The organism is Knoellia flava TL1 (assembly GCF_000768675.1).
GTDB lineage: Bacteria > Actinomycetota > Actinomycetes > Actinomycetales > Dermatophilaceae > Knoellia > Knoellia flava.
Genome location: NZ_AVPI01000020.1, coordinates 1 through 14,165, shown reverse-complemented (window position 1 = coordinate 14,165; position 14,165 = coordinate 1). Strand labels below are relative to the sequence as shown.

At 72.7% G+C, this 14,165-nt stretch carries 13 protein-coding genes; 11 read left to right on the top strand and 2 right to left on the bottom strand.

Annotated elements, in window-relative coordinates; translation table 11 throughout:
- From carB to N798_RS08320, 8 genes are all read left to right on the top strand, one after another.
- Entirely contained in the window at window positions 1–3,318 is a 3,318-nt protein-coding gene (gene carB / locus N798_RS08355) for a carbamoyl-phosphate synthase large subunit (protein ID WP_035947725.1), read from the top strand.
- Window positions 3,315–4,244, top strand: a complete 930-nt coding sequence (locus tag N798_RS08350) for a dihydroorotate dehydrogenase electron transfer subunit (RefSeq protein ID WP_229708281.1) — start codon at window positions 3,315–3,317, stop codon at window positions 4,242–4,244. The genes carB and N798_RS08350 overlap by 4 nt, the downstream gene beginning before the upstream one ends.
- Window positions 4,244–5,206: a dihydroorotate dehydrogenase gene (locus N798_RS08345; protein WP_035947779.1), complete on the top strand. Its 963-nt coding sequence runs from the start codon at window positions 4,244–4,246 to the stop codon at window positions 5,204–5,206. Before N798_RS08350 ends, N798_RS08345 begins: the two co-directional genes overlap by 1 nt.
- The gene (gene pyrF / locus N798_RS08340; RefSeq protein WP_035947722.1) at window positions 5,203–6,060 is read left to right on the top strand and encodes an orotidine-5'-phosphate decarboxylase; all 858 of its coding nucleotides are present in this window, start codon (window positions 5,203–5,205) and stop codon (window positions 6,058–6,060) included. The genes N798_RS08345 and pyrF overlap by 4 nt, the downstream gene beginning before the upstream one ends.
- Before the next feature lie 138 nt (window positions 6,061–6,198).
- Window positions 6,199–6,516 (top strand): integration host factor, actinobacterial type, encoded by a 318-nt coding sequence (gene mihF, locus N798_RS08335; protein WP_035947721.1) that lies wholly within the window; start codon window positions 6,199–6,201, stop codon window positions 6,514–6,516.
- Complete coding sequence (gene gmk / locus N798_RS08330; protein ID WP_035947720.1) at window positions 6,513–7,076, top strand: guanylate kinase; 564 nt, start codon at window positions 6,513–6,515, stop codon at window positions 7,074–7,076. Before mihF ends, gmk begins: the two co-directional genes overlap by 4 nt.
- 20 nt (window positions 7,077–7,096) lie before the next feature.
- Window positions 7,097–7,360 (top strand): DNA-directed RNA polymerase subunit omega, encoded by a 264-nt coding sequence (gene rpoZ / locus N798_RS08325; RefSeq protein ID WP_035947719.1) that lies wholly within the window; start codon window positions 7,097–7,099, stop codon window positions 7,358–7,360.
- Window positions 7,361–7,367: 7 nt separating this feature from the next.
- Window positions 7,368–8,744, top strand: coding sequence for a bifunctional phosphopantothenoylcysteine decarboxylase/phosphopantothenate synthase (locus N798_RS08320; RefSeq protein ID WP_035947717.1), 1,377 nt, complete (start codon window positions 7,368–7,370; stop codon window positions 8,742–8,744).
- 232 nt (window positions 8,745–8,976) lie between these two features.
- On the opposite strand, the gene N798_RS08315 is transcribed toward N798_RS08320, so the two are convergent.
- Both N798_RS08315 and N798_RS08310 read right to left on the bottom strand, forming a co-directional pair.
- Window positions 8,977–10,149 (bottom strand): coiled-coil domain-containing protein, encoded by a 1,173-nt coding sequence (locus tag N798_RS08315; protein ID WP_052117066.1) that lies wholly within the window; start codon window positions 10,147–10,149, stop codon window positions 8,977–8,979.
- A 29-nt stretch (window positions 10,150–10,178) separates the two neighbouring features.
- Window positions 10,179–11,528, bottom strand: coding sequence for a coiled-coil domain-containing protein (locus N798_RS08310; RefSeq protein WP_035947716.1), 1,350 nt, complete (start codon window positions 11,526–11,528; stop codon window positions 10,179–10,181).
- A gap of 178 nt (window positions 11,529–11,706) precedes the next feature.
- Here N798_RS08310 and metK point away from each other — a divergent pair, with 178 nt between their 5' ends.
- The 3 genes from metK to N798_RS08295 form a co-directional block, all read left to right on the top strand.
- Window positions 11,707–12,927, top strand: coding sequence for a methionine adenosyltransferase (gene metK, locus N798_RS08305; RefSeq protein WP_035947715.1), 1,221 nt, complete (start codon window positions 11,707–11,709; stop codon window positions 12,925–12,927).
- The gene (locus N798_RS08300; RefSeq protein ID WP_308738190.1) at window positions 12,924–13,721 is read left to right on the top strand and encodes an alpha/beta fold hydrolase; all 798 of its coding nucleotides are present in this window, start codon (window positions 12,924–12,926) and stop codon (window positions 13,719–13,721) included. The genes metK and N798_RS08300 overlap by 4 nt, the downstream gene beginning before the upstream one ends.
- 30 nt (window positions 13,722–13,751) lie before the next feature.
- A partial coding sequence (locus N798_RS08295; RefSeq protein ID WP_035947713.1) for a primosomal protein N' family DNA-binding protein occupies window positions 13,752–14,165 on the top strand: 414 nt, incomplete at its 3' end.

Genomic DNA, 14,165 nt, shown 5'->3' with positions numbered 1-14,165 from the left:
ATGCCGAAGCGCGACGACATCACGAGCGTCCTCGTCATCGGGTCCGGCCCGATCGTCATCGGCCAGGCCTGCGAGTTCGACTACTCCGGCACGCAGGCCTGCCGCGTGCTGCGCGAGGAGGGCGTGCGCGTCATCCTCGTCAACAGCAACCCGGCGACGATCATGACCGACCCGGAGTTCGCGGACGCGACCTACATCGAGCCGATCACCCCCGAGGTCGTCGAGAAGATCATCGACAAGGAGCGCCCGGACGCGGTGCTCGCGACCCTCGGCGGCCAGACCGCGCTCAACTGCGCCATCGCGCTGCACGAGGCGGGCGTCCTCGAGAAGTACGGCTGCCCGCTCATCGGTGCCAACGTCGAGGCCATCCAGCTCGGCGAGGACCGCCAGCTCTTCAAGGGCGTCGTCGAGCGCTGCGGCGCCGAGAGCGCCCGCTCGGTCATCGCGCACACGATGGACGAGGTGCTCGCCGCCGCCGACGAGCTCGGCTACCCGATGGTCGTGCGCCCGTCGTTCACGATGGGCGGGCTCGGCTCCGGATTCGCGCACGACGAGGCCGAGCTGCGCCGCATGGCCGGCGCCGGTCTCCAGGCGAGCCCGACGACCGAGGTGCTCCTCGAGGAGTCGATCCTCGGCTGGAAGGAGTACGAGCTCGAGGTCATGCGCGACCACCGCGACAACGTCGTGGTCGTCTGCTCGATCGAGAACCTCGACCCCATGGGAGTGCACACCGGCGACTCGATCACCGTCGCGCCCGCGCTCACCCTCACCGACCGCGAGTACCAGCGCATGCGCGACATCGGCATCGCGGTCATCCGCGAGGTCGGCGTCGACACCGGCGGCTGCAACATCCAGTTCGCCGTCAACCCCGCCGACGGCCGCATCATCGTCATCGAGATGAACCCGCGTGTCTCGCGCTCGTCGGCGCTGGCGTCGAAGGCGACCGGCTTCCCGATCGCGAAGATCGCGGCCAAGATGGCCATCGGCTACACCCTCGACGAGGTCCCCAACGACATCACCCGCGAGACGCCGGCGAGCTTCGAGCCGAGCCTCGACTACGTCGTCGTCAAGGTGCCGCGCTTCGCCTTCGAGAAGTTCCCGGCCGCCGACGACACCCTCACGACGACGATGAAGTCGGTCGGGGAGGCCATGTCGATCGGTCGCAGCTTCACCGAGGCGATGCAGAAGGCGCTGCGCTCGGTCGAGCGCAAGGGCTCCTCGTTCCACTGGCGCGGCGAGGCTCCGACCCGCGAGGAGGCCCTCGACCTGCTCCGCGTCGCGGCCCGCCCGACCGACGGCCGCATCGTCACCGTGCAGCAGGCCATGCGGGGCGGCGCCACCGTCGAGGAGACGCACGAGGCGACCGGCATCGACCCGTGGTTCCTCGACCAGCTCGAGCTCATCAACGACATCGCCCGTGAGGTGGGGGAGTCGGCCGAGCTCACCCCGGACCTCCTCCGCCTCGCCAAGCGTCACGGCTTCAGCGACGCCCAGCTCGCCGAGATCCGCCGTATGCCGGAGAGTGTCGTCCGCGGTGTCCGTCACGCCCTCGGCGTGCGCCCGGTCTTCAAGACGGTCGACACCTGCGCGGCCGAGTTCGCGGCGCAGACTCCCTACCACTACAGCTCCTACGACGAGGAGACCGAGGTGGCGCCGCGCGACCGTGAGGCGGTCCTCATCCTCGGGTCCGGGCCGAACCGCATCGGCCAGGGCGTCGAGTTCGACTACTCGTGCGTGCACGCGAGCTTCGCGCTGCGTGACGCCGGCTACGACACGGTCATGGTCAACTGCAACCCCGAGACGGTCTCGACCGACTACGACACCTCGAGCCGGCTCTACTTCGAGCCGCTCACGCTCGAGGACGTGCTCGAGGTCTACCACGCCGAGAAGCAGGCCGGCCCGATCGCGGGTGTCATCGTCCAGCTCGGCGGCCAGACGCCGCTCGGTCTCGCGACCGCCCTCAAGGCGGAGGGAGTCCCGATCGTCGGCACCTCGCCCGAGGCCATCGACCTCGCCGAGGACCGCGGCGCCTTCGGGCGCGTCCTCGCGGAGGCGAAGCTGCCCGCCCCGGCGCACGGGACGGCATACAGCGCCTCGGAGGCACTCGAGGTGGCGCAGCGGATCGGCTACCCCGTCCTCGTGCGGCCGTCCTACGTCCTCGGCGGGCGCGGCATGGAGATCGTCTACGACGACGACACCCTCGTCACCTACGTCGAGCGGGCGACGAACGCCTCGCCGGAGCACCCGGTCCTCGTCGACCGCTTCCTCGACGACGCGATCGAGATCGACGTCGACGTCCTCTACGACGGCACCGAGATGTATCTCGGCGGCGTCATGGAGCACATCGAGGAGGCCGGCATCCACTCCGGCGACTCGGCCTGCGCGCTGCCGCCGGCGACGCTCGGCAACGCCGAGATCGAGCTCGTCCGCGAGTCGGCCCGCAAGCTCGCCGAGGGGATAGGCGTCGTCGGGCTCATGAACGTCCAGTTCGCGCTGGCCCAGGACATCCTTTATGTCCTCGAGGCCAACCCGCGCGCCTCGCGCACGGTGCCGTTCGTCGCCAAGGCGACCGGGGTGGCTCTGGCCAACGCGGCGAGCCGGGTCATGCTCGGCGCGACCATCGCCCAGCTCCGCGAGGAGGGCGTGCTGCCCCCGACCGGCGACGGTGGCACCCTCCCGCCGCACGCGCCGATCTCGGTCAAGGAGGCCGTGCTGCCGTTCCACCGCTTCCGCACCGCCGACGGCACGATGGTCGACTCGCTGCTCGGCCCGGAGATGCGCTCGACCGGTGAGGTCATGGGCATCGACTCGACGTTCGGGCGCGCGTTCGGCAAGAGCCAGCTCGCGGCATACGGGGGCCTGCCCAACGAGGGCACGGTCTTCGTCTCGGTCGCCAACCGCGACAAGCGCGCGATGCTCTTCCCGGTGAGCCGCCTCGTGGACCTCGGGTTCACCGTCGTCGCGACGTCGGGCACCGCGGACGTGCTGCGCCGCAACGGGATTCCCGCCGAGGTCATCCGCAAGATCACCGAGCGCGAGGGCGACTCGGCGGCCAGCGACGCGCGCAGCATCGGCGAGCTCATCCTCGACGGCGAGATCGCCATGGTCATCAACACGCCGACCGGCCAGAGTGCGCGGGCCGACGGCTACGCCATCCGCGCGGCCGCCAACACCGCGGACGTGCCGCTCATCACGACGGTGCAGGAGTTCGCGGCGGCCGTGCAGGCCATCGAGGCGCTGCGTCGCGGCGACCTCACGGTGACGTCGCTGCAGGAGCACGCCCGCTCGCTCGACCTGCTCCAGGTGGCCGGTCGATGAGCGCTGGACGTCCCGAGGCCGTTGCGCGTCCCGCTGCTGGAGCCGCGCGCCCGGGCAGCGGTGTCGTCCAGGTGCAGGGTGAGGTCATCGCGACCCGGCGCGTCGGCGCCTACCACCACCTGACGATCGTCGCGCCGGGCGTCGCCGAGCTCGCTCGCCCCGGCCAGTTCGCGGCGCTCGCGGTCGGCGGGCCCACGACCGGCAACCTGCTGCGGCGCTCGTTCTCGATCCACAAGGTGAGCCCGTCCGGCACCTATGGCGGCACGCTCGACCTCGTCATCGCGGCCAAGGGCCCGGGTACCGAGTGGCTCGCCGCCCTGCGCGCGCACGACGCGGTCGACGTCGTGGCGCCGCTGGGCCGCCCCTTCCCGCTGCCCACCGAGCCGGTGGCGACCGTCCTCGTCGGCGGTGGCTACGGCTCGGCGCCGCTCTTCTGGCTCGCCGACGTCCTGCGCGAGCGCGGGTGCACCGTCGAGATGGTGCTCGGCGCGGCGTCCGAGGACAGGCTCTTCGGCGTCGTCGAGGCCCGTCGCGCCGCCGACGGCGTCACCGTGACGACCGACGACGGCTCGGCCGGCCACAAGGGATGGGTGAGCGACGTGCTCCCCGAGGTCTTCGAGCGCACCGGAGCCGCCGTCGCCTACGCATGCGGCCCGATGGGGATGCTCCAGTCGGTGACCCGTGTCGCCGGGGAGCACGGTGCCGTCGCGCAGGTCGCCGTCGAGGAGGCCATGGCCTGCGGCGTCGGCGTCTGCATGACCTGTGTCATGCCGGTCCGTGACAAGGCGGGCGTGACCAAGATGGTGCGCTCCTGCGTGGAGGGACCGGTCTTCCGGGGCGACCGCATCCGGTGGGAGGCGTTCCACGACGGCGTGTGCGGCGTGCCCGCCGACGCGGTCGGCGCCCCGAGGGTGGGTGGCCACTGATGACCGTCGACCTGTCCGTGACCCTCTCGGGCCGCACCCTGCCCAACCCGGTGATGACCGCGTCGGGGTGTGCCGCCAACGGCCGTGAGCTGCACCGGTTCTTCGACGTGTCGCAGCTCGGGGCGTTCGTCACCAAGACGGTGATGATGGACCCGCGCTCGGGTCGCGGCACCCCGCGCATGGCGGAGACCGCGTCGGGGATGCTCAACTCGATCGGCCTCCAGGGCCCCGGCATCCACGCCTTCGTCGAGCAGGACCTCCCGTGGCTCAAGTCGGTCGGTGCGCGCGTGCTCGTCTCGATCGCGGGCAACACCGCCGGTGAGTTCGCCGACGTGGCGAAGGTCCTGGCCGACAGCGATGCCTTCGACTGCGTCGTCGGAGTCGAGGTCAACATCTCCTGTCCGAATGTCGCCAACCGCGGCCTCGTCTTCGCCTGCGACCCGCTCTCGTCGGCCAAGGTCATCGCCCTTGTCCGCGAGCAGCTGCCGCGCGACGTCCCGATGTTCGCCAAGCTCACCCCCGACGTCACCGACATCGTCACGATCGCCGACGCCGCGGTGAAGGCCGGAGCCACCGGTCTCACGATGATCAACACCCTGCTGGGCATGGTCATCGACACCGACCGGCTGCGCCCCCACCTCGGTGGCATCACCGGCGGGCTCTCCGGCCCGTCGATCCGGCCCGTGGCCGTCCGCGCGCTCTGGCAGGTGACAGCCGCGATGCGCGACGGGCGCTTCCAGACGGTGCCGCTCATCGGTGTCGGGGGAGTGCGCTCCGGCCGCGACGCCCTCGAGCTCATCGCCGCCGGAGCCTCCGCCGTCCAGGTGGGCACCGCGACCTTCAACGACCCGACCGCACCCCAGCGCGTGCTCACCGAGCTCGAGGCCCTCGCCGAGTCCCACGGCGTCGCCCGGCTCACCGAGCTCGTCGGGGTCGCGCACGAGAAGATGGTGATCCCGTGAGCACGACCCCCACGTTCGGGCAGCGGCTGCGCGAGGCGACCGGCCGCCTCGGCCCGCTCTGCGCGGGCATCGACCCGCATCGGGCGCTCGTCGAGTCGTGGGGCCTCGCCTACGACCTCGACGGCCTGAGAGCCTTCACCCGGGCGTGCGTCGAGGCCTTCGGTGGCCACGTCGCGGTCGTCAAGCCGCAGTCGGCGTTCTTCGAGGTCTTCGGCTCCGCGGGTGTCGCCGTCCTCGAGGAGGCGGTCCGCGACCTGCGCGCCGCCGGGACGCTCGTCCTCGTCGACGCCAAGCGCGGGGACATCGGCACGACGATGGACGCCTACGCCGAGGCCTTCCTTGGCAAGGACGCGGTCGACGCCCCGGACGCCGTGACCGTGAGCCCCTACCTCGGCTACGGCTCCCTCCGCCCCGCGATCGACCTCGCCGAGCAGACCGGGCGCGGCGTCTTCGTCCTCGCCCTCACCTCGAACCCCGAGGGACCCGAGGTCCAGCACGCGGTCCGCGACGGCCGCTCGGTGGCCGGCACGGTCGTCGCGGGTGCCACGGCCGACAACGCCACCGCGGCCGCGCGGGGCGAGCTCGGCCACGTCGGCCTCGTCGTCGGTGCGACCGTCGGCACGGCGGTTCAGGACCTCGGGCTCGACCTCGCTGCCGTGAACGGCGCGCTGCTGGCGCCGGGCGTCGGCGCGCAGGGTGGCACGGCCGAGGACCTCAAGCGGGTCTTCGGCGACGCGCTGTCCAACGTCCTGCCCGCGAGCAGTCGGGAGGTGCTCGGTGCCGGGCCCGACGTCGTCGCCCTGCGCGACCGGGCGGCCCGGACGAGCGAGGCCATGGCGGCGCTGCTCTCCTGACGACGACCCGTGTCCGGTGTGCCGGACCCCACGCTGACCTGTGCGATTACCGGTCCGATGCCGGTGGCGTGCTCATGGTTAAATCGCCGGGAAGGCGTTGAGAAGCAGCGTCGACACACCCCTTGGAGGATCCCCGCCATGGCACTCCCGCCGCTGACACCGGAGCAACGCTCTGCCGCGCTGGAGAAGGCCGCTCAGGCACGTCGTGAGCGGGCATCGGTCAAGAACCGGCTCAAGTACGCACAGGGTGACCTCGGTGAGGTCATCACCGAAGGGAAGACGAACGACGTGATCGGCAAGATGCGGGTCTCCGCGCTCCTGGAGTCGATGCCCGGCGTGGGCCGGGTCAAGGCCAAGGCGCTCATGGAGGAGATCGGCATCAGCGAGAGCCGCCGCGTCCGCGGTCTCGGCCAGAACCAGATCTCGGCGCTCCTGACGCACTTCGGCAAGGCGTGAGCCCGGCCTCACGCCTCACCGTGCTCGCCGGGCCGACGGCGGTCGGCAAGGGCACCGTCGCGGCCTGGGTCCGCGAGCACCACCCCGACGTCTGGCTGTCGGTGTCGGCGACGACCCGCAAGCCGCGCCCGACCGAGGTCGACGGCGTGCACTACCACTTCGTCACCAACGAGGAGTTCGGCCGCATGGTCGACCACGGCGAGCTCCTCGAGTTCGCCACGGTGCACGGCCGGGCCCAGTACGGCACGCCCCGCGGTCCGGTCGAGGCCGCACTCGCCGAGGGACGACCGGCGCTGCTCGAGATCGATCTGCAGGGCGCGCGCCAGGTCCGTGAGACCATGCCCGACGCGCTCTTCGTCTTCCTCGCCCCGCCGAGCTGGGACGAGCTCGTCCGCCGCCTCGTCGGCCGGGGCACCGAGAGCGCCGAGGAGCGCGAGGTCCGGCTCACCACCGCGAGGGCCGAGCTGGCGGCCGCCGAGGAGTTCGACGTCACCATCGTCAACGACGACGTTCAGCGCGCCGCCGACGAACTCGTATCATTGATGCGCACCCCCACCTGAAACGAAACGAGACTGATTCCGTGTCCGGCACCAAGGCCAACCCCATCGGCATCACCAACCCGCCGATCGACGAGCTCCTCCAGCACGCCGACTCCAAGTACTCCCTCGTCCTCTACTCGGCCAAGCGTGCGCGCCAGATCAACGCCTACTACGCGCAGCTCCAGGAGGGTCTCCTCGAGTACGTCGGCCCGCTCGTCGACTCCGAGGTCCACGAGAAGCCGCTGAGCATCGCCCTGCGCGAGATCAACGGCAACATGCTCACCTCAGAGAAGATCGAGGACTGAGCTCCCCGTGCGCGTCGTCCTCGGTGTGGCGGGCGGCATCGCGGCATACAAGGCCTGTTCGCTGCTGAGGCTGCTCACCGAGGCGGGGCACGACGTCACCGTCGTCCCGACCGTGGCGGCGCTGAGGTTCGTCGGCGCCCCGACGTGGGCCGCCCTGTCGGGCAAGCCCGTGAGCACCGACGTCTGGACCGACGTCCACGAGGTGCCGCACGTGCGCCTCGGCCAGGAGGCCGACCTCGTCGTCGTCGCCCCTGCGACCGCCGACCTGCTCGCGAAGGCCGCCACCGGCCAGGCCGACGACCTGCTCACCAACGTGCTCCTCACGGCGCGCTGCCCGGTCGTCCTCGCGCCCGCGATGCACACCGAGATGTGGGACCACCCGGCCACGCAGGCCAACGTCAGCACGCTCACCGAGCGCGGCGTCCACGTCGTCCCGCCCGCGAGCGGGCGCCTCACCGGCAAGGACACCGGTCCCGGACGGCTTCCAGAGCCCGAGGACCTGTATGCCGTGTGCGAGCGTGAGCTCGCCCGCTCCCGTCACGAGCCCTCCTCCGCGGAGGTGGCCGGGCTTCGCGGACCGTCGACCGACCCCACCGCCGGCGTCGCATCCACCGGTGAGGCGGGTGCGGCCCTCACTGCGTCTGCGGATCCGGTGGCTAGAGCGACCAGATCCGCAGACGCTGCCGTGCGTCGTGGGGACCTCGCCGGCCGACGGGTCGTCGTCACCTCCGGCGGCACCCGTGAGCCGCTCGACCCGGTGCGATTCCTCGGCAACCGCAGCTCGGGCAAGCAGGGCCGGGCGCTCGCCGCCGCGGCCGCTGCCCGGGGCGCGCAGGTCACCCTCGTCACGTCGGTGCCGACCGAGCTCGCGGGCGTCGACGTCGTCACCATCGAGACCGCGCTCCAGCTGCGCGACGCGGTCGTGGCCGCCACCGCCGACGCAGACGCGGTCGTCATGGCCGCGGCCGTCGCGGACTTCCGGCCCGCGGACTATGCGCCGACGAAGATCAAGAAGTCGCACGACACCGCCGACGACGGGTCCGCCGACGAGTCGGCGCCGACGATCACGCTCGTGCGCAACCCCGACATCCTCGCCGAGCTCGTCACGAGCCGGGGGAGTGCGACGAGCCCCGTCATCGTCGGCTTCGCGGCCGAGACCGGCGACGACACCGGCTCGGTGCTCGACCACGGCCGCGCCAAGCTCGAGCGCAAGGGGTGCGATGTCCTCGTCGTCAACGAGGTCGGTGTCGACAAGACGTTCGGCGCCGACGACAACACCGTGACGATCCTGCGCCGGGGGAGCGACGAGACCGTCGAGGTCGGACCCGCCAGCAAGGCCGCGGTCGCCGACGCCGTCTGGGACGCCGTCACCGACCTGCTCTGACCGCTCCCTCGCGACCACCGCCCGGGTGACCCGGCGCAGAGGTGGGCCGACCGCGTAGCCGGGCGCACGGCATACCCATCGCCCTGTGCAGAAACTCGCCAATTCCTCCCGTTCGGCACACGGTGTCGTGTACCGAACGGGAGGAATTGGCGAGTTGCGCACGTGAGTGCGAGAGAGAACAGAGCCCGGGCGGCGGGGACATCCACCGACGGCCGGGCTCGCGGCCGTGGGGCTACTTCTTCTTGCGGCCACCCTTGGCGTCCGAGGCTCCGGCCAGCTCGGCCTCGCGCTCGGTGCGGGCCGCGACGTCGTCCCCGGCCCTGCCGTCCCCAGCCTTGTCGTCGGCGGCGTCCGGCGACTCGTCGACGGCGGCGGACTCGTCGGTGCGGTCGGTCTCGGCAGGCACCTCGGGGGCCTCGGTCTCCGCGGCCGCCTCGGTCCGGGCCTCCTCCTTCGCCGCGGGCTCGTCGGTGGCATCGTCGCCGAAGCCGGCCTGGCCGAGCGCCGAGGCGCCACCAAGGGTCGCGAGCATGTTGCGGACGTTGCTCAGCTGCGCGGTGATGCTGTCACGGCGAGCAGTGGCCGCGGCGAGCTCGCGCTCGGAGTCACGCCTGATCCGGTCGGCCTGCTCCTTGGCCGTGGTCACCATGGCGGAGGCCTCGGCCTTGGCGTGGTCGAGGATCGACTGCGCCTCCGCGGTGCGGGCGGCACGCTGTTCCTCGGCCTCGCGGGCGAGGGTGTCGGCCTGCTCCTGGAGCTCCTGCAGGCGGAGCTCGTGGGTGCCCTCGGCGAGGGTGAACTCCTGCGTCGCGCGGTCGCGACGCTCTTGGAGGGTGCTCTCGAAGTCGGCCGCGGCTGCTGCGGCGCGGGCGCGCTGGCTCTCGAAGTAGGCCTCGGCCTCCTCGCGACGCGCCGACGCCTCGCGCCCGGCGTCGTCGAGGAGAGCGGTCGACTCCTGCTTCGCCCTGGCGACGATCTCGGACGCCTCGACATCGGCGCGCTGGCGGACCTCGTCGGCGTAGCGGTCGGCCTCGGCGCGTACCTGCGCGGCCGACTCCTCGACGAGCCGACGGTGCTCCTCGGCGTCCGCGGTGGCCGACGCCCGCAGCGAGGCCGCCTCCTCGTCGGCCAGCGTGAGCATCGAGCCGATGCGCTCGCCGAGGTGGGCGAAGGAGGGAGAGGAGGGCTGCGACTCGCGGGCCTCGAGCTCGGCGACGGCCGCCGTCTGCTTGGCGAGTCCCTTGGCGAGCTCGGCGTTCTCCTGGGTGAGCTTGGTGAGCTCCACGGTGACCCGGGCCACCTCCTGACGGGCCGACTCCACCGTCTGCTCGACGGAGGCGAGGTGGCGGTCGACCGCAGCCGGGTCGTAGCCGCGGAAGATCGTCGGGAAGGCGGGCGTGTTCATGACTGCTCCTGGTGCGGGGTGGGGGGCGGCTACGGGGTCGGTTCGCCGACGGCGAGCGCGTCGATGACGCCGCTGAGGTCGGCCAGCTGGGCGGTGATGGCGTCGCGCCGGGCGGCGAGGGCGGCGACCTCGTCGCGCACCCGCGCGGCGCTCGCCTCGGCCTCGGCACGGATGGCGTCCGAGCGGGCCTGCGCCTCGTTCGTGATCCGGAGGATCTCGGCGCGGGCCGCGCGATGCTGCTCGTGGGCCTCGCGCTGGAACCGCTCGACGTCGTCGGCGGCACCGCGGCGGACGAGCTGGGCACCGCGCTCGGCTTCGGCGAGCCGACGCTCGGCCCGGGCCTCGGCCTCCTCGACCCGCTCGGTCGCCGAGCGGGTGATGCGCTCGGCCTCGCGGCCCGCGTCCTCGAGGGTGCGCGCCGCGCTCGCCCGGGCCTCCTCGAGCACGATCGTCGCCTGGGCCCGCAGGTGGGTCGACTCGGCCTCGGCCTCCGAGGTGAGGTCGGCAGCTCGGGCGGCGGCGCTGGCGGCGAGCGCGGTGATCCGGTCGCGCTGTGCCCGGGCGCGCTCGGACAGCGACTGGTGGTGCTCGCGGCGCTGGGCCATCGTCTCGCGCTCGGCCGTGCCGACGATGTCGCGGACGGTGGCCTGCGCCCAGGCGAGATGGGCCTCGGCGGACCGGATGAGCTCGTCGGCCTCCGCGCGGGCACGGTCGAGGTGCTCGGTGGCCTGGGTGCGAGCCGTGGCGAGCAGGGAGTCGCGCTCCTGCTGCGCGACGGACAGGTGGTGCTGGGTCTCGGCGCGCGCGGTCTCGGCGGCGAGCTCGGCCTCGCGACGGTGGCGGACGGCATACGCGTCCGCCTCCGTGCGCATCCGAGCGGCGTCCTCCTCGGCACCAGAGCGCAGCCCTGCGATCTCGCTCTCGTGGGCGGCCCGCTCGGTCGACCACTGCTCGCGGGCGGTGGCGATCTCGCGGGAGGCGGACTCGAGCCGCTCACGGGCGGTCCGCTCGGCGTCGGCGACGAGCTCGGCGGCACGCTGCTCCGCCTGGGCGAGCCGCGCCTCGGCGTCCTCCTCGGCGATCGACAGCGCCTCGTCAGCGGCCTTGGACGAGCGCGTGCGCACGAGCGAGGCCTGGTCGGCGGCGTCCGCGAGCAGTGCTCCGGCCTCCTCGCGGGCGGCCTCGATGACGGCCTCTGCCTCCGCACGCGCACGGTCGAGCCTCGAGGTGACGCCTTCGAGCTCGCTCATGGCGTCGGCGGTGCGCGCGCGGACCTGAGCCGCGTCCCTTCGGGCCTCGGCGACCTCGCGCAAGGACTCGACGCGGACCTCCTCGGCAAGGCGCTGGGCCCGCGCCAGGAGGTCGAGAGGGTCGCTCACGCCGCACATCATGCCGCACGCCGAAGCTGCCCGTCAGGCCCGACGAGGTCCTCACGCCGGCCCCGCGAAGGACCACCTGACGGGAGCGGCCTTCGCGTGCGTCGCGCAGGGGTTAGATTTGGGCACCCCGCCGCCCTCGCGCGCGGACGAACCTGACCCCGCACGAAAGAGAGCCCCGGTGGCTGCACGCCTGTTCACGTCCGAGTCCGTCACCGAGGGTCACCCCGACAAGATCTGCGACCAGATCTCGGACGCGATCCTCGACGCGATGCTCGAGCAGGATCCCCGAGCCCGCGTCGCCGTCGAGACGATGGTGACGACGGGGCTGGTGCACGTCGCCGGAGAGGTGACCACCGAGGCCTACGTCGAGATCCCCAAGATCGTGCGCGACACCGTCCTCGGCATCGGCTACGACAGCTCCACCAAGGGCTTCGACGGCGCCTCCTGCGGTGTCGAGGTCTCCATCGGCCAGCAGAGCCCGGACATCGCGCAGGGCGTCGACACGGCCTACGAGAACCGCACCGGCGGCGTCGACCCGCTCGACAAGCAGGGCGCCGGCGACCAGGGCCTCATGTTCGGCTACGCGTGCGACGACACGCCCGAGCTCATGCCGCTGCCGATCTTCCTCGCGCACCGTCTCTCCGAGCGGCTGACGGCGGTCCGCAAGTCGGAGGAGCTGGCCTACCTGCGTCCCGACGGCAAGACCCAGGTGACGATCGGCTACGAGGGCGACAAGGCCGTCCGGCTCGACACCGTCGTCCTCTCGACCCAGCACGCCGAGGGCATCTCGCTCGACACCCTGCTCGGCCCCGACATCGAGAAGCACGTCATCGCCCCGGTCCTCGCGGAGCTCGCCGAGACCGGCACCGACCTCGACACGAGCGACTACCGGTCCCTCATCAACCCCACCGGCACGTTCGTCATCGGTGGCCCCATGGGTGACGCCGGGCTGACCGGCCGCAAGATCATCGTCGACACCTACGGCGGCATGGCCCGCCACGGTGGTGGCGCCTTCTCGGGCAAGGACCCGTCGAAGGTCGACCGCTCCGCCGCCTACGCCACCCGCTGGGTCGCCAAGAACGTCGTCGCCGCGGGCCTCGCCCGCCGCTGCGAGGTCCAGGTCGCCTACGCCATCGGCAAGGCCCAGCCCGTCGGCATCTATGTCGAGACGTTCGGCACCGAGACGGTCCCGGCCGACAGGATCCAGGACGCGATCCTCGCCGTCTTCGACCTGCGCCCGGCCGCCATCCTCGACGCGCTCGACCTGCTCCGCCCGATCTACAAGCCGACCGCCGCCTACGGCCACTTCGGTCGCACGACCGCCGACGGCGTCCACGCCCCCTTCACGTGGGAGCGGACCGACCGCGTGGAGGACCTCCAGCGCGCGGTCAAGGGCTGACCCTGACCACGCCGGCAACCGGGACCACGGGCCCGCTCCTCATCGCCCACGACGACGAGGGGAGCGGGCCCGCCGTCGTCCTGCTCCACGCCGGGGTCGCCGACCGCCGCATGTGGGCGCCCGTCGTGGCATCGCTCGCGACCGACCACCGCGTCGTCGCCCCCGACCTGCGTGGGTTCGGAGACACGCCGCTGCCCGGTGAGGCCTACGCCGACGCCGACGACGTCGTCCGCCTCCTCGACGTGCTCGGCATCGAGCGGGCCTCCGTCGTCGGTGCCTCGTTCGGCGGACGGGTGGCCCTCGAGCTCGCGACCCGCCACCCAGGCCGCGTGGTCTCGCTCGTCCTCCTCTGCGCGGCCCACCGCGGCCTCGAGGTCACCGACCCCGTCCTCCTCGCGTTCGGTGAGCGCGAGGACGCTCTGCTCGAGACCGGCGACGTCGAGGGCGCCACCACCCTCAACGTCGAGACGTGGGCGGGGCCGGACATGACCGCCGAGGTCCGCGACGACCTGGCCGCGATGCAGCGACGCGCCTTCGAGGTCCAGCTCGCCGCGGACGAGCTCGACCCGCCCCCGCAGCCCGAGCGGGTCGAGGTCGACCCGGCCGACGTCGCGGCACCGACCCTCGTGGTCTCGGGCGCCCACGACGTCCAGCACTTCCGCGACCTGGCGGTGCTCCTGGCCCGCGACATCCCCGGTGCCGTGCTCGTCGAGCTCGACTGGGCAGGCCACCTGCCCGCACTCGAGCGCCCGCACGACACGGTGGCGCTGCTCCGGACCCGGCTCGGCGGCTGACCTGTCCGGGCGGTCGTCTAGTTTCGGGGCATGACCGGGCCGGGTGAGGGGGAGCAGCTGGAGCTCATCCAACCGTCGGCCCGATCGCGCCCCAAGCCGGTCTCCGGAGGAGAGCCGATCGCGGACGGCGACCCCGTCGCCTCGGTCCTCGTCGACACCGGTCTCGCCCACCTCGACCGGCCCTTCGAGTACCTCGTCCCCGCGGCGATGGCCGACAGTGTGGCTCCCGGCGTGCGGGTCAAGGTGCGCTTCGCCGGGCAGGACCTCGACGGCTTCGTCGTCTCACGCGGGGCGGACGCCGAGCACGAGGGGCGGCTCGCGGTCATCCGGCGGCTCGTCTCGCCCGAACCCGTCCTCACGCCGCCGGTGCTCGAGGCGGCCCGCGCCGTCGCCCGGCGGCAGGGCGGTGTCGTCGGCGACGTCCTCCGGCTCGCCGTCCCGCCC

Excerpts from the sequence above, each read along its gene's own strand:
- mihF (WP_035947721.1), top strand. The coding sequence starts at position 6,199 with ATGGCACTCCCGCCGCTGACACCGGAGCAACGCTCTGCCGCGCTGGAG.
- N798_RS08315 (WP_052117066.1), bottom strand. The coding sequence starts at position 10,149 with ATGAACACGCCCGCCTTCCCGACGATCTTCCGCGGCTACGACCCGGCT.
- carB (WP_035947725.1), top strand. The coding sequence starts at position 1 with ATGCCGAAGCGCGACGACATCACGAGCGTCCTCGTCATCGGGTCCGGC.
- N798_RS08350 (WP_229708281.1), top strand. The coding sequence starts at position 3,315 with ATGAGCGCTGGACGTCCCGAGGCCGTTGCGCGTCCCGCTGCTGGAGCC.
- N798_RS08345 (WP_035947779.1), top strand. The coding sequence starts at position 4,244 with ATGACCGTCGACCTGTCCGTGACCCTCTCGGGCCGCACCCTGCCCAAC.